Below are 23,911 nucleotides of genomic sequence, written 5' to 3' on the forward strand. Positions count from 1 at the left end.
TTATTATATAATAGAACAAAAAGAAACAGGAAAAACAATGATACATGAATTTCAATTGCGGGCTTTGCCCGAGCAGGCCTATAACGAGCAGGCTGTGCGCCGCTTTGTGGCCCGCGAGAAAGGACTCGATGAACGGACCATCCAGGGGGTACGCATTCTGAAGAAAAGCATTGACGCCCGTCAGCGCACCATCTACATTAACCTGAAGGTGCGGGTTTACATCAACGAGCAGCCTACGGATGAGGCTTATGTGCCTACGGAATATCAGAATGTGGAAGGCCGTCGCCGTGTGATTGTGGTGGGTGCCGGTCCCGGAGGACTTTTTGCGGCTCTGCGTCTGATAGAGTTGGGCTATTGCCCGATTGTGGTGGAGCGTGGAAAGAATGTGCGCGACCGGAAACTGGATCTGGCCCGCATCTCGCGCGAGCATAAGGTAGATCCCGAGAGCAATTACAGTTTCGGAGAAGGAGGAGCCGGTGCCTATTCCGACGGCAAACTCTACACCCGAAGCAAGAAACGCGGCAGTGTGGATAAGATTCTGAATGTGTTCTGTCAGCATGGAGCCAGTACGGCTATTCTGTCGGACGCCCATCCGCATATCGGAACAGATAAGTTGCCCCGCGTCATCGAGAATATGCGCAACACCATCCTGCAATGCGGAGGTGAGGTGCATTTTGAAACCCGCATGGACCGCCTGATTGTGCACGAAGGCAAGGTGGAAGGTATCGAAACCCACGCCGGACGGATTTTCAAGGGACCGGTCATTCTGGCCACCGGCCATTCGGCCCGTGATGTGTATCGCCATCTGTTCCGTCAGGGCATCCCGGTCGAGGCCAAAGGACTGGCCGTGGGAGTGCGTCTGGAGCATCCTTCCAAGCTGATTGACCAGATACAGTATCACAATAAGAACGGCCGCGGAAAATACCTGCCCGCAGCCGAATACAGTTTTGTGACGCAGGTGGACGGACGCGGTGTGTACAGCTTCTGTATGTGTCCCGGAGGATTCATTGTGCCGGCGGCCAGCGGTCCGCAGCAGATTGTGGTCAACGGTATGTCGCCCAGCAATCGCGGTTCGCAGTGGAGCAACTCCGGTATGGTGGTAGAACTGCATCCCGAGGACTTGCAGGAGGCATCCATGCACCGTTTTATGAAGGAATATGTGCACAGCATCGAGGCTCCTGAGTGCGGCAGTCTGAAAGACATTCTGCATTATTGTGATCCGGAATCGGTGTGGAACGGAGCGCCTGAGGAGCATCCTCTGGCACTGCTTTACTTTCAGGAAGCCATTGAGCGCCAGAACTGGGTGCAGGGACAATACCGTCAGACGGCACCGGCGCAGCGCATGGCCGACTTCGTGAACCGCAAGTTGAGTTACGATCTGCCGCGCAGTTCCTATTCGCCGGGACTGATTTCTTCGCCGTTGCATTTCTGGATGCCGGAATTCATTTCCGGACGGTTGGCGCGCGGATTCCAGAACTTCGGCCGGAGCAGCCGCGGTTTCCTGACCAACGAAGCCGTGATGATAGCGGTAGAGAGCCGTACGTCGGCACCGGTACGTATCGTCCGTAATGCCGAGACCTTGCAGCACATCACCGTGGAAGGACTTTTCCCTTGTGGCGAAGGAGCCGGATATGCCGGAGGTATCGTTTCGGCCGGTATCGACGGCGAACGTTGTGCCGAGGCCGTAGCGGCTTATCTGGGCGGTCAGTCCTGAGGGCAGAAGCCTGTGACTCGACGAATACCAATAATACAATAAATCGGGCATCCCCCTCTTCCCGTAAATCTGTCTGTTGAGATTTTCATGGAAAGAGGGGGATGCCCGATTGTTTTTTCGGAGAGACCCCGTTTGGTTTTAGAAATCCAGTCCGATGCTGGCGGTAAAGCATCCGGTGCGGATACGTCCGTCAAAATCGTCATAGTTATAATCGTGGAAATCCTTGGCGGCAATGTTGTTCATACCGATATCGTAGCAGAAATCCAGATAGAAGTTCTGGAAAGCCATGCCCAGACCGATACGGAATCCGGCGTCGAAGCGCTTCAGATACTGGTCTGAGAAAGGGTTTTCCTTGATGCGCTGCTCATAGAGCTTTACATTGCCTGCGACACCGCAAGCCAGGAAACCGCCGAAATAAGGCTGGACAGTCAGATCATCGAAACCCACATCGGCCTTGTATTTGAATACCAGCGGCAGCTCCAGATACTTCAGATTATAGGTTTTGCGCTCTACATCCGGAGTTGCCTCGAATTTGGCACCTTTTTCAGAATAGAGCAGTCCGGTCTCAAAATACAGCGGTACGGTGCGTCCCACCCGGTTACCAAAGACAATGCCCGCATTGATGAGCGACAGCGGTTTGGTTTCCGGTCCGTTTTCAAAACCGCGATGGTAGAAGCGTGGCACATTCAGGCCCACACGAATGCCAAAATAGCTGCTGCGGTCGTAATTATACCAGCGACGGGCACTGATGCCTTCGGCATGCACTGCACTTCCGTTTGCTCCCCCGAATCCCAGTCCGGCCGGAAGCAGACAGAGCAGAAACAGAAAAGAAAATATTTTTTTTGTCATATCCTTATCTCGTTTATAGCGTTGGTTTGCATGAACAAAAGTACAATTTTTTTTGGGAACATCTTTCTTTTAGAGAAATAATTACTATTTTTGTTCTAATAATAACGTACATTGCGGGCAGAGCCGCTACATCATTTTATGAACACGACAGGCAGCCCGAAAATAATAATTGACAGCAAATGAAAGTACTGAAATTTGGAGGAACCTCAGTCGGTTCCGTGGAAAGTATCTTAAACGTAAAGAAAATTGTCGAGGGACAATCGGAACCGGTGATTGTGGTTGTCTCGGCTCTGGGAGGAGTTACCGACAAGTTGATTCACACTTCACAGTTGGCTGTATCCGGCAATCTGGATTACAAGAAGTCTTTTATGGAACTGACCGACCGTCATTATCAGATGATTGACCAGATTATTCCTGCCGGTCCTCGCAAGGAGATGCTTCTTTCTATTGTCAATGCTTTGTTTGAAGAGCTGCACAGCATTTATCAGGGTGTTTATCTGATAAAGGATTTGTCTGCCAAGACGCAGGATATGATTGTAAGCTATGGAGAGCGTATTTCTTCGAATATCATATCAGTGCTCATCACCGGTTCGGTGTGGTACGATTCCCGTACATTCATCAAGACCGAGGTGCGCGGAGGACGCCGCCTGCTGGCTTCGGAAGAAACCAACCGTCTGATTGGAGAAACCTTCGGTAAGTTGCCGAAGATTGCGCTTGTTCCGGGATTCATCTCCAGCGATGTGGAGTCGGGCGAGACCACCAATCTGGGACGAGGCGGTTCTGACTATACGGCTTCTATTCTGGCTGCCGCGCTTGATGCTTCTGTTCTGGAGATATGGACCGATGTGGATGGCTTCATGACTGCCGATCCGAAAGTCATCTCTACAGCATATACCATTAATGAGTTGAGCTATGTGGAGGCCATGGAGCTTTGTAACTTCGGTGCCAAAGTGGTCTATCCGCCGACCATTTATCCGGTTTGCGTCAAGAATATCCCGATCTGGGTAAAGAATACTTTCAAGCCCGAAGCACCGGGAACCATTATCAAGAAAGAAGTGGAGCGCGACCGTACCGGTAAACCGATTTGCGGTATTTCGAGCATTAACAATACTTCGCTCATCTTTGTTTCCGGTTTGTCAATGGTGGGTGTGATTGGTGTGAACCAGCGCATTTTCTCGGCATTGGCCAATAACGGAATCAGTGTGTTCATGGTGGCGCAGACTTCTTCCGAGAGCAGTACCTCTATCGGTGTGCGTGACGAGGATGTGGAAAAGGCATGCCATGTGCTGGATGAGGAGTTTGCCAAGGAAATCCAGACCGGAGCCATGTTCCCGATGCAGGCCAGCAGCGGACTGGCTACCGTGGCCGTAGTGGGCGAGAGCATGAAGAATGTGTCGGGAGTGGCCGGAAAGCTGTTCGGTACATTAGGACGCAACGGTATTAATGTTATTGCCTGTGCGCAGGGCGTTTCGCAGACCAACATTTCCTTTGTCGTAGAATCGGCTTATTTGAGAAAGACGCTGAATGTGATTCACGACAGCTTCTTCCTGTCCGAATACCGCGTGCTGAACCTCTTCCTGTGTGGAGTGGGTACTGTGGGAGGCAGCCTGATTGAGCAGATTGCCGCTCAGCGCGAAAAACTGATGAAGGAAAAGGGACTCAAGCTCAATGTGGTGGGTATCGCCAGCAGCCGTAATGCGCTGTTCGACCGCAAGGGACTTTCGCTTACCGACTACAAGGAGCGTTTGCGCGCTTCTGCGCCCAGCACCTTGCAGCACCTGCGTGATGAAATCATCAATATGAACATCTTTAACTCCGTGTTCGTGGACTGCACCGCAAGCGCCGAGGTCGCTTCTTTGTATCAGGATTTGCTGGAGCACAACATTTCGGTGGTGGCTGCCAATAAAGTGGCTGCTTCTTCCGATTATGCCAGCTATTCCCGTCTGAAACATACGGCCTTCCAGCGCGGAGTGAAGTATCTGTTTGAAACCAACGTGGGAGCCGGTCTGCCGATTATCCGCACGCTGAACGACTTGCGCAACAGTGGTGATAAGATTCTCCGCATAGAAGCCGTATTGAGCGGTACGTTGAATTTCATCTTCAATAAGATTTCGCGCGAGATTCCTTTCAGTAAGACCGTACAGATGGCCAAGGAGGAAGGTTACAGCGAACCGGATCCACGAATTGACTTGAGCGGAAAGGATGTTATCCGCAAGTTGGTTATCCTGACCCGTGAATCGGGCTATCAGATTGAACAGGAGGATGTAGAGGCTCATCTCTTCATTCCGGACGAACTGTTCCAGGGTTCTGTTGAAGAGTTTTGGGCAAAACTTCCTTCATTGGATGCTGAGTTCGAGGAAAAACGTCAGCAGCTGGAGGCCGAAAACAAGCGCTGGCGTTTTGTGGCGAAGTATGAGAACGGAAAGGGCTCTGTTTCGCTTTGCGCTGTAGACCGCAGTCATCCGTTCTATTCCCTGGAGGGTTCAAATAATGTGGTATTGCTGACTACGGAACGCTACAATGAGTATCCGATGATTATTCAGGGCTATGGAGCCGGAGCGAGTGTTACGGCTGCCGGAGTATTTGCCGATATCATGAGTATTGCCAATATTTAATCAGTTATAGAAAAGGAAACCGCCTTGCCAAAATCCCTTCACAGGATTGGCAAGGCGGTTTCCTTTTTCATTGTGGGGAACTGTTGGATTGGAAAATGCTTTTCCAGAACTCTTTCTTTCGGTTCTATTGCCGAGGACAGACGCTTTCTTTGTTTTTGTCTGGTAACTGTAAACGCAACAGTTTACCTTTGCATCTGGCCGGCAGCGACCGATGGTCCTGAAGTGTTTTCCTTGATCTATGCAGATTCCCGTATTCTTTTTGAGCGGATTTACTTCATGGAATACTTGCCGGAAGTAATATCTTCCACGCTCAGAGTTTTATAAACCATGTTATAATAGCCCGGCTCTTCCTCATAGAAAAATCCGATTTTCTTGTCCTTCTGGATGCAGAACGTAGAGTAGCCCGAACCGGCATGAGTAACCAGATAAGACCCCTCCCAGTTAGAAGCCAAGGCTTTTGGAGTGGCATAATCCGCCTCGCTCTCCAGAGCCTTGTAGTAGATGGTTACTTCGGCACGGTTTTCTGCTGCCGGGAGTGACTGGATGATCAGGTCCACTTCTTTGCCGTCACTGTTGCGTATGGCCTTGAAGATACCCACTTCACCGTTGGTGGCGTTGGCTCCGGTTTTGATTCCTCCCGGACAGTCGTGTGAGGCAACCACTTCGCCCCAGCTTCCGGTGGCTTTCTTCTTATTCTTGTAAGAGAAGATGTTGTAGAACCGTCCGTATCCCTTACGGCTGCTCAGCAAAACATCACCGTTAGGCAACTCCTCGCACTTTGGTTCGTCTCCCTTAGGAGCCGGTGACTGGTTCACGTCGCCAAGCACTTTCCATTCCTTACCGAAGTTGTCGCTATAGATTACATAGTTTCCTCCGTCGGTACACAAGGCGGCATAGATACGTTTGTATTTTCCTTTTTTTATCTGTTTGGACTGGCAAATCTTGCCCGAACCGATAAAGAGTTTTTTGATCGGGCCTTGCTCGCGTTGGTCAAAAAGACTGTAAATATCCTCGGTGATGTCTTCGGGAGCCGACCAAGTCATTCCTTCATCCTTACTATACAAGCGTGCTGCGCGCAGCGGGTTTTCGCGGGTCGAGTTCCAGTAAGTCACGTTTCCGGTGCAGCACATCAGCAGGATATCGCCGCTTTTGCTGTCAGCCAGTGTGGCGGCGTCTCCATATCCGCAGGCCGGATCGTTTTTGACACCATTTCCTTTCACGATATCAAACTGTTCCGACCAGGTTTTTCCGTTGTCATCGCTATATTTACCGACAATATCAATCTGTCCGAAACCGATGTCTGCGCCGCAGTAACGATAGTCCGACATGGCGATGAGGCGCCCTTTGGGAGTAGACAAGATTGCCGGTATACGATAAGGAATACCTTTTGCATCGGGAGTATGGAACAGGCAGATGGAGTGAGTGTCTGTGTGCTGCTCCAGATTTTGAGCCATGACTTTTTCATGACGAGGGTTTTCTGAATTGAATGCTTGCGCTGAGAGCGTGACCGTTCCCAACAGGAAAGCAGAAAGTAAGAGTCTTGATTTCATCAGATGTAACAAATAATAGTGAATGATGAACAAATATACAATAAAAAAACTCCGGTCCGAAATAATGGAACGGAGTTTTTGAATATTTCTTGAACTTCTTTTGTCTGCAAAAGCCGAAACGCAGGAGACTTTTTCTTTAAAAAAGCAGAAAACCTGCCACTCCGGCACTGCAAATCAGCAGGATAGGATTGATCTTGTAAACGTATGTGCCGATAAATGTGGTGACAAAGATAAAGATGCTGATGTAGAATTGCCACGGAGTGTCTGAGGTTCCGAAATTCTCACGGTTCAGCAACAGCAAGGCTGCTGCGGCTATCAGGCCGATTACAGCCGGGCGCAAGCCGAGAAAGATATTTTCCACAATGGGGTGGTTCTTGAATTTCAGCAGGAACTTGCTGATGAGCAGCATGAGGATGAACGAAGGCAGCACCACGGCAAAGGTGGCTGTTGCGCTTCCCACAACTCCCATGGCATGACTGTATCCGGCATTGACCAGACTGGTGTAGCCCACGTATGTAGCCGAGTTGATGCCGATAGGACCGGGAGTCATCTGGCTGATGGCGACGATATCGGTAAACTGTCCCATGGTGAGCCAATTATATCGTGTGACCACTTCGCCCTGAATCATGGAGATCATGGCATATCCTCCGCCAAATCCGAACAAACCTATTTTGAAGAAGGTATAAAACAGTTTTAAAAGAAGTATGATCATAAGTTATTTTTCATTCTGTTCTACAAATTTTCCATATAAGAAACCGAATAGACCGGCCAGGATGATGATGTAGACCGGAGAAACTTCCATCTGCCAGATCAGCAAAGCACTGATTACCGGTATCCAGATATTGGTCCATCCGATTTTGGCACTCTTGGCCATTTTGAAGGTCGGAGCAGCTATCAGCGCCACGACTGCCGGTCGGATACCCAGAAAGATGCTCTGCACGGTTTTGTTTTCCCGGAAAGTCTGGAAGAAAAGAGCAATCAGCAGAATGATGAGAAAAGAGGGAAGTATGGTTCCCAGGGTGCATACGATACTTCCCGGTACTCCTTTCAGTTTATAGCCCAGGAAAATACTGATGTTGACTGCCAGAATGCCCGGACAGCTTTGTGCAATGGCTACCAGGTCGACAAACTCTTCTTTACCGATCCACTGCTTCTTGTCTACGACATCTGCTTCTATCAGCGGGAGCATGGCATATCCGCCGCCGATGGTAAACATTCCGATGCGCGTAAAAGTCTTGAAGCTTTCCCAATAGATATTCATTTTCATTTTTATTTTGTGTTGCAAAGATACAAAAAGTGCGCCATTCTTTCAAAGATGGCGCACTTTTCTGATAGAATCGCTGAGAGCTTATTTCTTGTTCTTTTCAATCCACTTACGTGCGTTGACGAAGGCCTCCATCCACGGAGTGATTTCGTCGTTACGACGGTCTGCCGGATAGTAAGCATTCTGCCATGGGAAGATGGCGCGCTCCAAGTGAGGCATCATGGCCAGATGACGTCCGTCGGCACTGCAGATACCGGCTACGCTGTAGTCTGATCCGTTCGGATTGCCTGGATACTCGTCGTAGCTGTACTTGGCAATTACGTTATACTTATCCTCTTCGTAAGGCAGAGAGAACTTTCCTTCTCCGTGAGCTACCCAGATGCCCAGCTTGTTGCCGCTGAGTGAACCGAACATAACGCTTCGGTTGGTTGGGATAGTCAGACCAACATAAGAAGACTCGAACTTGTGTGAGTCATTATGCAGCATGTGGGCTTTCTTCTTGAACTCTGGATTGATCAGGTTCAATTCCACCATCAGCTGACAACCGTTGCAGATACCCAATGAAAGAGTGTCTTCGCGTGCATAGAAGTTGTCGAGAGCTGCCTTGGCTTTCGGGTTATACAGGAAGGCACCGGCCCAACCCTTGGCAGAACCCAATACATCGGAGTTAGAGAATCCGCCGCAGAATACAATCATGTTGATGTCTTCCAGAGTTTCTCTTCCTGAGATCAGGTCGGTCATCATCACGTCTTTCACATCGAAACCGGCCAGGTACAATGAGTAAGCCATTTCGCGCTCACCGTTGGTACCCTTCTCACGGATGATGGCAGCCTTGATGCCGGAAGGAGTGCGGCGATCTGGATTCAGACCGAACTGTGACAGTTTGCCGGTGAAATCCTTGTTGAAGACCATTTCCAGAGGCTGCTTCTTGTAGTTTTCGAAGCGAGCCTTGGCGCAACCGTTCATGCTCTGCTTGCGGTCGAGCAAATATGAAGTGCTGAACCAGATATCGCGCAGATAGTCGATTCCGAACTGATATTCTGCACCGTCCTTGTAAACCTGGATGAGACGCTCGTCGGTTGGAGTACCCAACTTCACGTAACCTACGCCGGCATCTTCCAGAATCTTCTTGAACTCAGACTTGTGCTTGTTGTCAATCTGTACAACAACACCCGGATTCTCGGCCATGAGGATCTTCACGATATCATCGTTCTTGATGCCGTCGAGGCTGATTTCCATACCGCCTTCTGTATTGGCGAAGCACATTTCGAGCAAGGTAGTGATCAGACCACCGGCAGAGATATCGTGACCGGCCAATACCAATCCCTTGTTGATCAAAGTCTGTACGGCGTTGAATGCGTCGCGGAAGTATTCCGGATTCTGACAGGTAGGAACATCTGAACCCACCTTGTTCAGAGACTGTGCGAAGGCAGAACCACCCAGACGCAACTCGTCGAAGCTGAAGTCGATGTGGTAGAATGTGCTCTTTTCCTTGTTAACCATTACCGGAGAAACCACCTTCTTGATGTCGCTTACTTCGCCACCGGCGCTCACGATTACGGTTCCCGGAGAAATTACCTTCTCGCCGTCAGGATACTTCTGAGTCATAGACAGAGAGTCCTTACCGGTAGGAACATTGATTTCCAGTGCGCAGCAGAAATCAGACAGTGCTTTTACACCTTTATATAAACGGGCATCCTCACCTTCCTGTGAGCGGCATGGCCACATCCAGTTTGCTGAGAGAGACACGCTGTCCAGGCCATCGGCCAGCGGAGCCCATACGATATTGGTCAAAGATTCAGCTACAGACAGCACAGAACCGGCAGCAGGATCAGCCAGACCAGCCTGTGGGGCGTGACCGATAGCAGTAGCGATACCAGCCTTTCCACGGTAATCCAGTGCAACGACACCGCAGTCGCTCAACGGCAACTGGATTTCGCCCTGGCACTGCTGACGGGCAACCTTACCGGTAACCGAACGGTCTACCTTGTTGGTCAACCAGTCTTTACATGCCACTGCTTCCATCTGCAGCACGCGGGTTACATATTCATTCAAGTGAGCCGCATCGTACGTTACATTTTCGTAAGTACGCTCTACGGTGTTGTCCTTCATATAAGTTTTCGGGCTGTGTCCGAACATCTGAGAAACTTCCAGATCGAAAGGACGTACGCCGTCGGCCTGCTGGAAAGCAAAGTGTGCGTCGCCGGTTGTTTCACCAACTACATACATTGGGGCACGCTCGCGCTCGGCAATCTTACGTACATGCTCCAGATGCTCTTCCTGAATGAGCAGACCCATACGCTCCTGAGACTCGTTGGCGATGATTTCCTTTGCAGACAGAGTCTTGTCACCGATAGGAAGCTTGCTCATGTCAATCAATCCACCGCAATCCTCTACCAATTCCGACAGACAGTTTACGTGTCCGGCTGAACCGTGGTCGTGGATAGATACAACAGGATTCACATCTTCTTCGCACAAAGCGCGCACCAGGTTGTTGGCACGTTTCTGCATTTCCGGGTTGGCACGTTGCACGGCGTTCAGCTCGATGCCCGAAGAGTAGCGTCCGGTATCTACGGATGAAACGGAACCACCGCCCAGTCCGATACGATAGTTGTCACCACCGACAACCACCACCTTGTTTCCTTTCTGCGGAGTACCTTTCAGGCAGTCGCGCTTGGTACCGTAACCCACACCACCGGCAAGCATGATTACCTTGTCGTAACCGTAGCGCTCGTTATTCTCCTGATGTTCGAAGGTCAATACAGAACCGGTAATCAGAGGTTGTCCGAATTTATTACCAAAATCAGAGGCTCCGTTAGAAGCTTTGATCAGGATCTGTTCCGGAGTCTGATACAGCCATTTGCGTGCCGGGAGAATGTTTTCCCAATCACGTCCTTCGTCAGTACGCGGATAAGAAGTCATGTAAACCGCAGTTCCGGCGATTGGCCAGCTGCCGACACCACCACCCATACGGTCGCGGATTTCGCCACCGGTACCGGTTGAAGCACCGTTAAACGGCTCTACGGTAGTCGGGAAGTTATGAGTTTCTGCCTTGATGGAGATGACAGATTCGATATCCTTGATTACGAAGTAGTCTGAAGTAGCGTGATCTTTCGGGGCGAACTGTTCTACAACAGGACCCTGTGCGAAAGCCACATTATCCTTATAGGCAGAAATGATTTTATGCGGGTTTTCCTGAGTGGTTTTCTTGATCATCTGGAACAAAGAAGATTCCATTTCCTGTCCGTCGATGATGAAGGTACCGCCGAAGATCTTGTGGCGGCAGTGCTCAGAGTTGATCTGTGCGAATCCGAAAACTTCAGAGTCGGTCAGTTTGCGGCTCAGTTGTTTCTCCACATCATGCAGATATTCAATCTCTTCTGGAGACAGGGCCAGTCCTTCCTGCTCGTTGTATTCCTCCAGATTTTCGATATACATGATTGGAGCGGGTTTCAGGTCAATCTTGAAGATTTCCTGATTCAGGCCTTTGTACATGCGCTGGAGCATGGGGTCATAGTCGGCATTTTCGTCGGCTACCGGGAAGTATTCCTCTATACGAGAAATACCGCTGAGGCTCATATTTTGAGTAATCTCAACGGCATTCGTACTCCAAGGAGTAATCATTTCACGGCGCGGGCCCACGAAGCAACCGGTCAGACTGCTTTCTTCTTCCACTTTGGCCTCACCATAAAGCCAACACAATTTTTCAATTTCTTCAGGATTGAGCGAATGATCACATTCTGTTGCAATTACGCTCTTGCTGGGAGTTCTAAAAAATACAATAGGCATAAATCGAATGTTTATTAAAAGCTTTGTTTGCAAAGTTAGTAAAAATACACAAAAAAGTAATGTCGAAAAGGAAAATAATTATTGTTTACCTTTTTATTAAAAGAAATACAAAGTATTTGATGTTTTTTTTATAATCTTTTTTGTTGTTTGGATTTTTTACTATATCTTTGTCTTGCTTTTAAGGAAGGAGGATTCGCATTTGGTATGCGGGTTTATGGGAAATATTTTTTTGTAGTTCAGCTGAAAATGAGAATTCTCCGTGTAATGACAGATTAGTTTTCGGATAACATGGCGTGTTAAAATAGCTTTTTATTATAGATTTATGAAACAGAGAATGACGAGAAGGGCACTTAATTGTTTACTGCTTTCTGCTTTAGGACTGACAACAGCCTGTGTTGACAATTCCTATGACCTTACAAAAGACATAGATTTGACGATTACCGTAGGAGGTGACTTGACTACTCCGGGAAATTCATCGGAAGAAATCACGTTGGACGACTTGTTCGATGTGGATTATGAAACCTCTGACCTGGATACTTTGGACAACGGTGACTTTGTTCTTTGTGTGAACGGAGATCCGACCAGCTCAAGTGTAAAGGTAAACGATGTGACTGTAGACCGTTCGGAGGCTACCAAGTCTTCAAAAATGCTGACCTTTACCTCGGATATGCTGGTTCAGGGAGAAACTTCGACTATGGCTATTGAGGATTTGAATCCGGAGTGGCAGCTGAAGAACAATGACATTCCCGAAGATGTGATTGATTTGGAATATGCCGACGATATTCAGCATAACGATGTGGTGCAGAGACTGGAGACAGAAGGCAATACGAAAGGCGTGATTCTGAAGAAAGGTCTGAGATTTACTTTCCCGTCTTATTTGCAGGTAGCTTTGACAGACGCTTTCACCAGTCAGTGGTTTGCCTTGAGTCAGGTAAACGGACAGACCGTCATGACTCTGAAAAATGATTATCGTTTGTCTTCTTCCGGTGCAGACTGGAAGGTGAATATCAACAGAATATATTTCAAGTCTACCGGCAATGTGACCGTACCGGCAGGCGAAGGATTCCTTGTGGCTACGGCAAACACAAAAGCCAAGGTGCTTTTCAATGTGGAGATTCCGGTAGACGGTGACGTGGCTGTGAAGGCTCAGGATTTCCCGGCAGGCTCTTCTGAAGTCAATTTCCGTTTGGTGAGCCATGTGGTTTCCAACGAAATGGCTATGGGACGCGTGCGCGCCAAGGTGAATCCGGATATTGATTTTACCGTATCCGAAGTGACTATTGAGGATTTGCCTGACTTCCTGACGGACAACGACGTGAATGCCGATCTGACCAATCCGCAGGTGCTGTTGCGCGTGAACAACCAGTCGGAAGTGGATGTGAACTTGCAGGCTGAACTGCATTCCTATAAAGAAGGCAATAAACTGCAGACCGTGGTTCTCGGTACCGATATAAACACTGTGAACAGCAAGACCATTCGTCTGAAGGCTTCTACCGAGAATCTGCTTTGCATTTCACCGCTTAACGAGAATGTTCCTAACGGTTACACCTGGGTGCAGGTGGAAAATCTGCCGGACCTGATACGCACCATTCCGGACTTGATAAAAGTGGAGAATGTTGAGGCTAAAGTTCTTCAGCAGTTCTATACCGTGGAGCTTGGTGTGAACAAAGAGGTTCATACGGATTATGACCTGAATGCTCCGCTAGAATTCGGAAAAGAATTCAGCATTGTCTACAAGGATACACTGGACGGTTGGAGCGAAGACATTGAAAAGTATGAGATGAAGGAACTGGAGGTATCCTTGAGTGCCATCAACCGCATTCCGTTGAACCTGGATCTTTCGGCTATGGCCATTGATGCCCAGGGCCATGTGATGGACGATGTACTTGTGGAGACCGACGGATTTATTGCTGCCGGAACAAAAACCGAACCAAATACAAAAGTTCTGACATTTACATTGAAGAAAAAAGATGGAACACGCATCAAGAATCTGGACGGACTGATTCTCCGTCTCGACGGCAAGGCTTTCCGTGGAGAGGATCAGAGCCAGTCTGATACTTGGGAATCGCAGACTCTTAATGCCAGCCAGACTTTGAAACTTGATGACTTGAAGTTGAGAATCAAGGGAGGCGTTACTATGGATTTGAATTAATGGGTGTTTTTTGAACTTTAAAGATTTGGACAAATGAAAAGAAATAAAATATTTGGTTTCCTGGCTGGTGCCCTTTTGATGGCTCCTGCGGCCACTTTTGCACAGCAGGCTCTGCGTTCCGGTTATTTTCTCGAGGGATATGAGTATCGTCATGTGATGAATCCGGCATTCGGTCCGGACCGGAAAGGCTTTGTCAGTTTTCCGTTCTTAGGAAATATCAATGTCGGCATGTCGGGTAATATGGGTGTTTCCAACTTCCTGTATAAAACTCCGGATGGCGGTCTGACTACTTTCCTGAACGAATCGGTTACTGCTTCGGACTTTTTGGGAGGCATCAATCAGAACAACCGTTTGGCCATTGATTATAACTGGAGTATTTTCTCTATGGGATTCTCCAAATTCGGTGGTTATAACACCATTGGCATCAATCTGCGTACCAATGTGTCGGCCACTCTGCCTTACGAACTGTTTGAGTTCATGAAGGTGGGCGGTAAGGGAGACAATACCGTTTATCACATGGAAAATATCGGTGTTTCTTCAAAAGCCTACGTGGAGTTGGCTTTGGGTCACTCCCGCGACATCAACGAACAGTGGCGTGTGGGCGGTAAACTGAAATTCCTTTTGGGCGGCTTGAATGCCAGCGCCATGATCGACCGGATGGATGTGGAGATGACCGACGAGCAGTGGAAGGTGCAGGGAAGCGGAAGTCTGGATCTGGCCATGAAGGGACTGAAGGTGCCTACGAACGAAGAGAGCAAGAATCCGGGCGACTATGAGGCCGACAAGGCACAGAATATCAACTACTCCGACATTGAACTGGAGTCTCCGGGACTGGGAGGTTTCGGTATGGCCATTGACCTGGGTGCCACTTATCAGCTGCGTGAGGATTTGCAGCTGTCTGCTTCTTTGCTTGACCTGGGCTTTATTTCCTGGAACAGCAACACACATGGAGTGATGAGCATGGAGCCTTGGGTGTTTGACGGATTCAAGGACGTTCCTTATAACTCGGAGGATGATATGGGAAATGAAAAGCCAAACAGTCTGGAAAACCAGATTGACAATCTGACCGAAGGTCTGGAAGATTATTTCAGTTTCCAGCGCGAGGGAGAAGTTTCCAGCAGAACGGCCGCTTTGGGAGCAACCCTGAATCTCGGTGCCTTGTATACCTTCCCTTATTATGAAGGTCTGAAGTTCGGTTTCCTGTCTTCAACCCGCATTCAGGGCAAGTACTCATGGTCTGAAGGTCGCTTCTCGGCCAATGTGGCTCCAACGAGCTGGTTCGATGCTTCGGTGAACTACGGAATCTCTTCATACGGTTCCTCTTTCGGTTGGCTGATCAATTTCCATCCGAACAAGTTCAACTTCTTTATCGGTTCAGACCATCAGTTCGTCAAGATTACCCCGCAGTTCCTGCCGGTAAACAATGCGAACATGAGTATTTCTATGGGTATCAATTTCAATCTGTAATCTATCCCTTTGGGGTATTTTATATCAACTTGGTTTTGTGGGGTGCCGTGCCGGAGCTTTTTCCGGTGCGGCGCTTTTTTGTTTTTCGGCACCTGCTTTTCGTTGTTTAATTTCATGCTGATGAAATGTTCAAATCATCAAAATGATTTTCAAAAATCTTCGGCATCTTTTTTAGAGGTGCTCGCGCGCAAGCAGAGGTGGGGATACAAAAAAGCGCAACACTTCCGGTTGATGCGGCATCAGAAACCCGGAGGTGTTGCGCTTTTGTATTAAAATGTCAGATTACAGTTCCCAGCCCAATGCACTGGCGCCCAATACGGCAGCGCCGGCATCATCCAGTTCAGAAACAATCATCTGTGCTTTGTTCTTATACAAGAACAGTACGTTCTCGTCGTATGCTTTCTTGATCGGATCCATCAGCAAGTCACCGGCTTTGGTCAGTCCGCCAAAGAAGATGAAAGCTTCCGGACTGCTGAAGGCTGCAAAGTCGGCGCAGGCTTCACCCAGAATCTTACCGGTATATTCAAAGATTTCCTTAGCCACTTCATCACCCTGTCCGGCAGCTATGGCCACATCCTTTGAGGTGATTTCATCCAGCGGGATGTTGCGCAGCAGGGTAGGGCGCTCGCTTGAAGAAACAATCATCTTGGCAGTTCTGGCCACTCCGGTAGCCGAGCAGTAAGTTTCCAGACATCCCTTGCGTCCGCATCCGCAGCTGCGTGCTTCGCTTGATTTGTCCACAATCACGTGACCCAACTCTCCGGCAAATCCGTCAGAGCCGTAAACCACCTGTCCGTTGACAACGATACCGCTGCCCACTCCGGTTCCCAGAGTAATCATGATGAAGTTTTTCATACCTTTGGCCGCACCGTAAGCCATTTCGCCGATGGCGGCTGCGTTGGCGTCGTTGGTCAGTGCCACAGGGATTCCCAGTCGGTCGCTGAACATCTTGACCAATGGAATTTCGCCTTTCCAAGGCAGGTTGGCCGGGTTGTCAATGATTCCGGTATAGTAGTTGGCATCCGGAGCGCCGATACCCATAGCCTGAATCTTTTCGATTCCGCCCACTTCTTCAATAATTTTCTTCAGGGCTGTGCAGCAGTTGTCTACATAAACTTCCACATCATTCTGTTCTTGAGTCTTGACAGAGGTAGTGGCTACGATGGTTCCGCGTCGGTCTACAATGCCGAATACAGAGTTGGTGCCTCCCAGGTCCAGACCGATTACATAAGGTTTCTGTTCTTGTTCCATAGATTGAAATGTTATATTTGTTTGCTTTGTAGCAAAGATAGAAAGAATGCTTTAAAATAGTATTTAAAAATCATTTTTTTTGATTCATTATGTCTCGTTTATAGAAAAAGATCGCCTCTTTTTTCCTATTTTCGCAAAAAAATGCGAATTTTGCACTATTATGTGGTTTGAACAAGTCAGTACATTAGATTTGATATTGAAAGGTCTGATAATCGGCATCGTTTCGTCGGCGCCGATGGGGCCTGTTGGCGTGTTGTGTATTCAGCGTGTCCTGAACAAGGGACGCTGGTATGGGTTTGTGACGGGAGTAGGAGCCGCATTCAGCGATATTATATATGCTCTGGTCACCGGTTTCGGTATGAGTTTTGTGGTTGAGTTCATCGAGGACAAGACCACCATGTTTTATTTGCAGTTGGCCGGAAGCGTGATGCTTTTTTTCTTTGGCTTATACACATTCCGCACCAACCCCGTGAATTCCATGCGCCCGCCGTCAAACCGAAAGGGAACCCTGATTCACAACATGGTTACCGGATTTTTGGTAACCTTCTCCAATCCGTTGATCATCTTCCTTTTCGTGGCCTTGTTTGCCCGCTTTGCCTTTGTCGTGCCCGACCATCTGCTCCAGCAGTCTTTAGGCTATGTGTCGATATTCATCGGGGCTCTGGTCTGGTGGTTTGCGCTGTCATACGGCATTGCCAAGCTCAAATCGCGTTTTGAGGTGAAGGGCATCTGGATGCTGAACAAGGTGATTGGAACCATAGTCATCATAGCAGCCGTATTGGGCTTGTTCATCACTTTAACCGGATTATCATTATATTAAATGTATATAGCTAGACAACTGAAAGAAAAGAATGTGGCAGAATATCTGCTCTACATGTGGCAGGTGGAGGATTTGATCCGCGCCAATCATCTGGATATCGAAGAGCTGAAAACAAACTACATCAGCCGGTTCAATCCCTCTCCCGAACAGGAAAAAGAGATGGTGGAATGGTACACCAACCTGATTGAAATGATGCGTTCCGAGCAAGTGCAGGAGAAAGGGCACTTGCAGATTAACAAGAACATGATCATCCTGCTCACCGACCTGCATCTGCAGTTGCTCAATTCACCCAAGTTTCCGTTCTATTCGGCAGCCTATTACAAGGCGTTGCCTTATATCGTGGAAATCCGTGCGCGCAACAACAACCGCGATCTGCCGGAACTGGAATCCTGCTTTGAGATTCTGTATGGGGTGATGCTGCTGAAGATGCAGAAAAAGGCCGTCAGTGCCGATACCCAGAAAGCGGTGGCCGACATCAGCAAACTGCTGGGCATGCTTTCTGACTATTATATGCAAGACAAACAAGGTAACTTAAAATTTGACTGATTATTCCAATGAAAAATATTCTGGTTACAGGCTGCAACGGTCAGTTGGGCAGCGAACTGCGTGAGCTGACGCAGCAGGATAACGGCGGAATGACTTTTTTCTTTACCGATATCGAACAGCTCGATATTACGGACAAAGAGGCCGTAAACCGCTATGTAAACGAACATGAGATTGACTGCATTGTGAACTGTGCCGCCTTCACCGCTGTGGATCTGGCCGAGAGCAAGGCCGATTTCTGCCGTGTATTGAACGAAGAGGCACCGGCTATTCTGGCACGTGCCGTGGCCGGACGTGGAGGAAGCATGATTCAGATCTCTACGGATTATGTGTTCGACGGAACGGCACATATCCCTTACCGTGAAGAGGATGCCGTCTGCCCCGTATCGGTCTATGGAAAGACCAAACTGGGGGGAGAGCGCGCCGTGGCCGAGGCTTGTCCGGAATCGGTGATTATCCGCACCGCGTGGCTGTATTCTTCCTACGGCAAGAACTTTGTGAAGACCATGCTGCGCCTGGGACAGGAGAAACCCGAACTGGGAGTGGTGGCCGATCAGGTGGGCACGCCGACCTATGCACGCGATCTGGCCCGCACCATATTGGTGATTCTGTCCAAGGGACTGGTGCCGGGAGTATACCACTACAGCAACGAGGGAGCCGCCTCCTGGTATGACTTTACCAAGGCTATCCATCGTTTGGGTGGAGTGACCGGTTGCCACGTGAAGCCGCTGCACACCGAAGAGTATCCCACTCCGGCAGAACGCCCGCATTACTCCATTCTCGACAAGACGAAAATCAAGGAAACCTACGGGGTGGAAATCCCATATTGGGAAGACGCACTGGCCGAGTGTATCCAGATATTAGATAAATAAAAAGCAACTTCCATAAATCATGATGAACGAAATAGAAAGAAGAAGAACTTTTGCAATCATTGCGCATCCGGATGCCGGAAAGACATCGCTTACCGAAAAACTGCTGCTCTTCGGAGGACAGATTCAGGTGGCCGGTGCCGTTAAGTCCAATAAAATCAAGAAAACTGCCACTTCCGACTGGATGGACATCGAAAAGCAACGTGGTATTTCGGTGACCACTTCGGTGATGGAGTTTGATTATAACGACTATAAGATCAACATTCTGGATACTCCGGGTCACCAGGACTTTGCCGAAGACACCTATCGTACGCTTACGGCTGTAGACAGCGTAATCATCGTGGTGGACGGTGCCAAGGGTGTGGAGACACAGACCCGCAAGCTCATGGAGGTGTGCCGCATGCGCAACACCCCGGTGATCATCTTCGTCAACAAGATGGACCGCGAGGGTAAGGACCCGTTTGATTTGCTCGATGAACTGGAAGCTGAGTTGAAAATTCAGGTACGCCCGCTGAGCTGGCCCATCAATCAGGGACAGCGTTTCAAGGGTGTCTATAATATCTATGAGCAGAATCTGAACCTGTTCACTCCCGACAAGCAGAAGGTGACCGAGAAAGTGGAGGTAGACATCAACAGCAGTCAGCTGGAGGAACACGTGGGTACGGCCGATGCCGAGAAATTGCGTATGGATCTGGAGCTGATAGACGGAGTATATCCCGAGTTCGACGTGCAGGAATATCTGGACGGAAAGACCGCTCCGGTGTTCTTCGGTTCGGCACTGAACAACTTCGGTGTGAAGGAGTTGCTGGACTGCTTCGTGCAGATTGCGCCAAGCCCCCGTCCAACCAAGGCCGAGGAGCGCATGGTGATGCCCGAGGAGCCGAAGTTCAGCGGCTTTATCTTCAAGATTACCGCCAATATCGACCCGAACCACCGTTCTTGTATCGCTTTCTGTAAGGTGTGCTCCGGTAAGTTCGTCCGCAATGCTCCTTATCTGCATGTGCGCCAGGGAAAGACCCTGCGTTTCTCGTCGCCCACACAGTTCATGGCGCAGAAGAAGAGCACGATTGAAGAAGCCTATCCGGGCGACATCATCGGTCTGCCGGACAACGGTACCTTCAAAATCGGTGATACACTGACCGAAGGCGAGGTGATGCATTTCAGAGGATTGCCCAGCTTCTCTCCGGAAATGTTCAAATACATTGAGAACGCCGATCCGATGAAGACCAAGCAGCTGAACAAGGGTATTGAGCAGCTGATGGACGAGGGTGTGGCCCAGCTCTTTGTGAACCAGTTCAACGGCCGCAAGATTATCGGTACGGTGGGACAGCTGCAGTTCGAAGTGATCCAGTATCGTCTGGAGAACGAATACAATGCCAAGTGCCGCTGGGAGCCGGTGAGCCTGTATAAGGCCTGCTGGATTGAGAGCGACGACCCGCAGCAGCTGGAGGCTTTCAAGAAAAGAAAATACCAGTATATGGCCAAAGACCGCGAGGGACGCGACGTGTTCCTGGCCGACAGCGGTTATGTGCTTCAGATGGCTCAGGCCGATTTTGAGCACATCAAATTCCATTTTACCAGTGAATTCTAAAAAACAACAAGTGGCATGACACTAGATGAAGATGTAAAGAAAGCCGTGGAAGTGATGCGGCAGGGTGGGGTGATCCTTTATCCCACCGACACGATATGGGGCATCGGTTGCGATGCCACAAACGAAGAGGCGGTGCGCCGGGTGTTCGAAATTAAGAAACGTGCCGACAGCAAGGCACTGATCTGCCTGGTAGACTCGCCCGACCGCGTGCAGCGTTATGTGCGCGAAGTGCCTGCCGTGGCCTGGGATCTCATGGAACTGACAGACACTCCGCTGACCATCATTTTCGACGGAGCCAAGAATCTGGCACCGAATCTGCTGGCCGAGGACGGCAGTGTGGGCATCCGGGTAACCCGCGAAGAGGTGAGCAACCGCCTGTGCTACCGTTTCCAGAAGCCGATCGTATCCACATCGGCCAATGTCAGCGGTGAGCCTTCGGCAGCCTGCTTTGCCGAGATTTCCGAAGAAATCCTCGGGGCGGTGGATTATGTCATGGAGTCACGCCGCAAAGACACCCGCAAGTGCCATTCAAGCAGCATCATCAAGCTGGGTGTCGGTGGAGAAATTCAGATCATACGTAAGTAATCGAAGGAGGGCATTATGAAAGCAGAACAGACAGAACTGACCATCTTCGAGCGTTTGCTCCTGTGGCGAAGAAAACATTTCAGTGAGCGCACCTTTATCTTGATGCTCAGCTTTATGGTAGGTATTCTGACAGCCTGCGCTGCCCTGATCCTGAAAGAACTGATTCATAAAATCCAGTTTTTCCTGACCAATCAGTTTGATGCGACAGGTTCGAACTGGCTGTACTTGGTGTATCCGGTAATCGGAATCTTTCTTACCGGCCTTTTTGTGCGTTATGTGGTGAAGGACGATATCAGTCACGGTGTGACCAAAATCCTTTTTGCCATTGCCCAGAAGCAGAGTAAGATAAAGGGACACAACACCTGGTCGAGCGTGTTGGCCAGTGCCATCACCATTGGTTTCGGAGGATCGGTAGGAGCCGAGGCGCCGATTGTGCTTACCGGTTCGGCCATCGGATCGAATCTGGGAAACATATTCCGCATGAACAGCAAGACACTGATGCTGCTGGTGGGCTGTGGAGCCGCCGGAGCCGTGTCGGGAATCTTTAAGGCACCGATTGCCGGACTGGTGTTTACCCTGGAGGTTCTGATGATCGACCTGACGATGGCTTCGCTGCTGCCTTTGCTGATTTCCTGTGTGACTGCTGCCGGACTGACGTTTGCCGTGTCCGGAACGGGTACGGTTTTTGAATTCCACATGCAGGACGCCTTCCGGGTGGACCGTATTCCGGCATACATTCTTTTGGGTATTTTCTGTGGTCTGGTTTCGCTTTATTTTACCAGAACCATGAACTCTCTGGAAGATATATTCCGCAAATACAGCAATCCATACATGAAACTGCTGATTGGCGGTTCCATCTTGAGCATCCTGATTTATCTGCTTCCTTCGCTTTATGGCGAGGGATATGAACTGATCGCCTTGCTGATGAACGGTAACGGCCCTGAGGACTGGAACAGTGCGATGGAGAATTCTCTGTTTTATGGTCATGGGGATTTGCTCCTGCTTTATCTGGCACTGGTTCTTCTGTTCAAGGTGTTTGCTTCGACAGCGACCAACGGTGGAGGCGGTTGTGGAGGTATCTTTGCGCCAAGCCTTTTCCTGGGATGTATTTCCGGCTTCATCTTTTCACGCGTTTGGAATATCAATTCGCTGATGAGTGTCTATGTGCCCGAGAAGAACTTTGCCATGCTGGGCATGTGCGGTCTGATGAGCGGAGTGATGCATGCACCGCTCACGGGTATCTTCCTGATTGCCGAGCTGACGGGAGGCTATCAGTTGTTCATGCCGTTGATGATTGTGTCGGTTTGTTCTTATCTCACCATCATTGCATTCGAGCCGCACAGTATCTATTCCATGCGACTGGCCAAGAAAGGACAGCTGCTCACCCATCATAAAGACCGTGCCATTCTCACCCTGATGAGTCTGGACACCGTGATCGACAAATATGATGAATATCTGAATCCGCAGATGAATTTGGGAGAACTGGTGCGCATTATCTCTTCCTCAAAAAGAGATGTCTTCCCGGTGGTGGACAAGAGTAATGTGCTCATCGGCATCATCTATCTGGACGATGTGCGTCACATCATGTTCCGGCAGGAACTGTATCACCGTTTTACGGTGGGCGAACTGATGAAGGAATATCCTGCCCGGTTGAGCATCAACGACTCAATGGATGTGGTGGTGGCTACCTTCGACAAGACGAATGCCTGGACCCTTCCGGTGGTGGACGATGATGGCGTGTTTGTCGGATTTATCCGGAAATCAAAGGTGTTTACGAACTACAGACAGTTGCTGGCCGACTTGTCTGATGATTAATAGGAACAAGTAATTATGGAAAAGAAAGACTTGAGAATCGTATATATGGGCACACCGGACTTTGCGGTGGAAAGCCTGAAACGCCTTGTGGAAGGCGGATATAATGTGGTGGGTGTCATTACGATGCCTGACAAGCCTATGGGACGCCATCAGGAAACGCTTCAGCCCAGTGCGGTAAAGAAGTATGCCGTGGAGCAGGGATTGCGTATCCTTCAGCCGGTAAGCTTGAAAGACCCGGAATTCATTGAAGAGCTGCGCTCGCTTCAGGCCGACTTGCAGATTGTCGTGGCATTCCGTATGCTGCCTGAGGTGGTGTGGAACATGCCGCCGATGGGTACCTTCAATCTGCATGCTTCTCTGTTGCCGCAGTATCGCGGTGCCGCTCCGATTAACTGGGCCGTCATCAACGGAGAGAAGGAAACCGGTATCACCACTTTCTTCCTGAAGCATGAAATTGATACCGGCGCCGTAATCCAGCAGGTGCGCATTCCTATTCTGGAAACCGATAATGTGGGCGATGTGCACGATAAACTGATGATGCTCGGCGGACAGCTCGTGACCGATACCGTGGATCGTATCCTGGAAGGTACGGTGAAAGCGATTCCACAGGAAGAGATGGCACCCGGCACGGAACTGAAACCGGCTCCGAAGATATTCAAGGAAACCTGTCGCATCGACTGGGAGCACAAGAATCTGGAGCAGCTTTATAACTTTGTGCGCGGATTGTCACCGTATCCGGCAGCATGGACCGAACTGTTGCGCGCCGAAGGAGAAAAGCCGGTGGTGATGAAAATCTATCAGACAGCCAAGGAACCGGCTGCGCATACATTGAAAACCGGAGCCGTATGTACCGACGGCAAGTCTTATCTGAAGATTGCCGTGGACGGTGGTTTCCTGGTGCTTCAGGAAATTCAGATGGCCGGAAAGAAACGTATGCCGGTGACCGATTTCCTGAGAGGTGCCCGAATCGACGAAAATTATTTTGTGGTTTAATACCCGAATCCTGAAAATGTTAAAATGCAACTTTATCCTCGCAT

17 protein-coding genes are annotated in these 23,911 nt (G+C 49.4%); 11 read left to right on the plus strand and 6 right to left on the minus strand.

What is annotated here, in order from left to right:
- Positions 1-37 precede the first annotated feature (37 nt).
- Complete coding sequence (locus DXA74_RS00535) at positions 38-1,714, plus strand: NAD(P)/FAD-dependent oxidoreductase (RefSeq protein ID WP_118524880.1); 1,677 nt, start codon at positions 38-40, stop codon at positions 1,712-1,714.
- A gap of 138 nt (positions 1,715-1,852) precedes the next feature.
- Here the strand turns inward: DXA74_RS00535 and DXA74_RS00540 are convergent, their stop codons facing one another.
- On the minus strand, positions 1,853-2,563 hold the full coding sequence (locus DXA74_RS00540; RefSeq protein ID WP_118524881.1) for an outer membrane beta-barrel protein: 711 nt from the start codon (positions 2,561-2,563) through the stop codon (positions 1,853-1,855).
- Positions 2,564-2,742: 179 nt separating this feature from the next.
- Here DXA74_RS00540 and thrA point away from each other — a divergent pair, with 179 nt between their 5' ends.
- On the plus strand, positions 2,743-5,178 hold the full coding sequence (thrA, locus tag DXA74_RS00545; RefSeq protein WP_118524882.1) for a bifunctional aspartate kinase/homoserine dehydrogenase I: 2,436 nt from the start codon (positions 2,743-2,745) through the stop codon (positions 5,176-5,178).
- A 269-nt stretch (positions 5,179-5,447) separates the two neighbouring features.
- On the opposite strand, the gene DXA74_RS00550 is transcribed toward thrA, so the two are convergent.
- The 4 genes from DXA74_RS00550 to purL form a co-directional block, all read right to left on the minus strand.
- Positions 5,448-6,728 carry a sialidase family protein gene (locus tag DXA74_RS00550; RefSeq protein ID WP_147400989.1) on the minus strand — a complete coding sequence of 427 codons (1,281 nt, stop codon included), beginning with the start codon at positions 6,726-6,728 and terminating at the stop codon, positions 5,448-5,450.
- A 136-nt stretch (positions 6,729-6,864) separates the two neighbouring features.
- The gene (locus tag DXA74_RS00555) at positions 6,865-7,434 is read right to left on the minus strand and encodes a chromate transporter (protein WP_199666049.1); all 570 of its coding nucleotides are present in this window, start codon (positions 7,432-7,434) and stop codon (positions 6,865-6,867) included.
- A 9-nt stretch (positions 7,435-7,443) separates the two neighbouring features.
- Positions 7,444-7,989 (minus strand): chromate transporter, encoded by a 546-nt coding sequence (locus tag DXA74_RS00560; protein WP_118524964.1) that lies wholly within the window; start codon positions 7,987-7,989, stop codon positions 7,444-7,446.
- 87 nt (positions 7,990-8,076) lie between these two features.
- Positions 8,077-11,781, minus strand: coding sequence for a phosphoribosylformylglycinamidine synthase (purL, locus tag DXA74_RS00565; RefSeq protein WP_118524885.1), 3,705 nt, complete (start codon positions 11,779-11,781; stop codon positions 8,077-8,079).
- Positions 11,782-12,115: 334 nt separating this feature from the next.
- On the opposite strand from purL, the gene DXA74_RS00570 reads away from it, so the two are divergent.
- Positions 12,116-13,933 (plus strand): hypothetical protein, encoded by a 1,818-nt coding sequence (locus tag DXA74_RS00570; RefSeq protein ID WP_147400990.1) that lies wholly within the window; start codon positions 12,116-12,118, stop codon positions 13,931-13,933.
- Positions 13,934-13,966: 33 nt separating this feature from the next.
- Positions 13,967-15,400, plus strand: a complete 1,434-nt coding sequence (locus DXA74_RS00575; RefSeq protein WP_118524887.1) for a DUF5723 family protein — start codon at positions 13,967-13,969, stop codon at positions 15,398-15,400.
- 282 nt (positions 15,401-15,682) lie between these two features.
- Here DXA74_RS00575 and DXA74_RS00580 read toward each other — a convergent pair whose 3' ends face one another.
- The gene (locus tag DXA74_RS00580; protein ID WP_118524888.1) at positions 15,683-16,651 is read right to left on the minus strand and encodes an ROK family protein; all 969 of its coding nucleotides are present in this window, start codon (positions 16,649-16,651) and stop codon (positions 15,683-15,685) included.
- 160 nt (positions 16,652-16,811) lie between these two features.
- Between DXA74_RS00580 and DXA74_RS00585 the strand changes: the two genes are divergently transcribed.
- The 7 genes from DXA74_RS00585 to fmt are packed head-to-tail and all read left to right on the plus strand — an operon-like array spanning position 16,812 to position 23,867.
- Positions 16,812-17,471 (plus strand): LysE family translocator, encoded by a 660-nt coding sequence (locus tag DXA74_RS00585; protein ID WP_118524889.1) that lies wholly within the window; start codon positions 16,812-16,814, stop codon positions 17,469-17,471.
- Positions 17,472-18,017: a DUF4924 family protein gene (locus DXA74_RS00590; protein WP_118524890.1), complete on the plus strand. Its 546-nt coding sequence runs from the start codon at positions 17,472-17,474 to the stop codon at positions 18,015-18,017. It begins immediately after the preceding gene.
- An 8-nt stretch (positions 18,018-18,025) separates the two neighbouring features.
- Positions 18,026-18,886, plus strand: a complete 861-nt coding sequence (gene rfbD / locus DXA74_RS00595; protein ID WP_118524891.1) for a dTDP-4-dehydrorhamnose reductase — start codon at positions 18,026-18,028, stop codon at positions 18,884-18,886.
- A gap of 19 nt (positions 18,887-18,905) precedes the next feature.
- The gene (locus DXA74_RS00600; protein WP_118524892.1) at positions 18,906-20,474 is read left to right on the plus strand and encodes a peptide chain release factor 3; all 1,569 of its coding nucleotides are present in this window, start codon (positions 18,906-18,908) and stop codon (positions 20,472-20,474) included.
- A gap of 15 nt (positions 20,475-20,489) precedes the next feature.
- Positions 20,490-21,059: an L-threonylcarbamoyladenylate synthase gene (locus DXA74_RS00605; RefSeq protein ID WP_118524893.1), complete on the plus strand. Its 570-nt coding sequence runs from the start codon at positions 20,490-20,492 to the stop codon at positions 21,057-21,059.
- A 15-nt stretch (positions 21,060-21,074) separates the two neighbouring features.
- Complete coding sequence (locus DXA74_RS00610; protein ID WP_118524894.1) at positions 21,075-22,874, plus strand: chloride channel protein; 1,800 nt, start codon at positions 21,075-21,077, stop codon at positions 22,872-22,874.
- A gap of 15 nt (positions 22,875-22,889) precedes the next feature.
- Positions 22,890-23,867 (plus strand): methionyl-tRNA formyltransferase, encoded by a 978-nt coding sequence (fmt, locus tag DXA74_RS00615; RefSeq protein ID WP_118524895.1) that lies wholly within the window; start codon positions 22,890-22,892, stop codon positions 23,865-23,867.
- The last annotated feature ends 44 nt before the right edge of the window (positions 23,868-23,911 follow it).

It is taken from the genome of Bacteroides sp. OF04-15BH (assembly GCF_003477995.1).
Taxonomy (GTDB): domain Bacteria; phylum Bacteroidota; class Bacteroidia; order Bacteroidales; family Bacteroidaceae; genus Paraprevotella.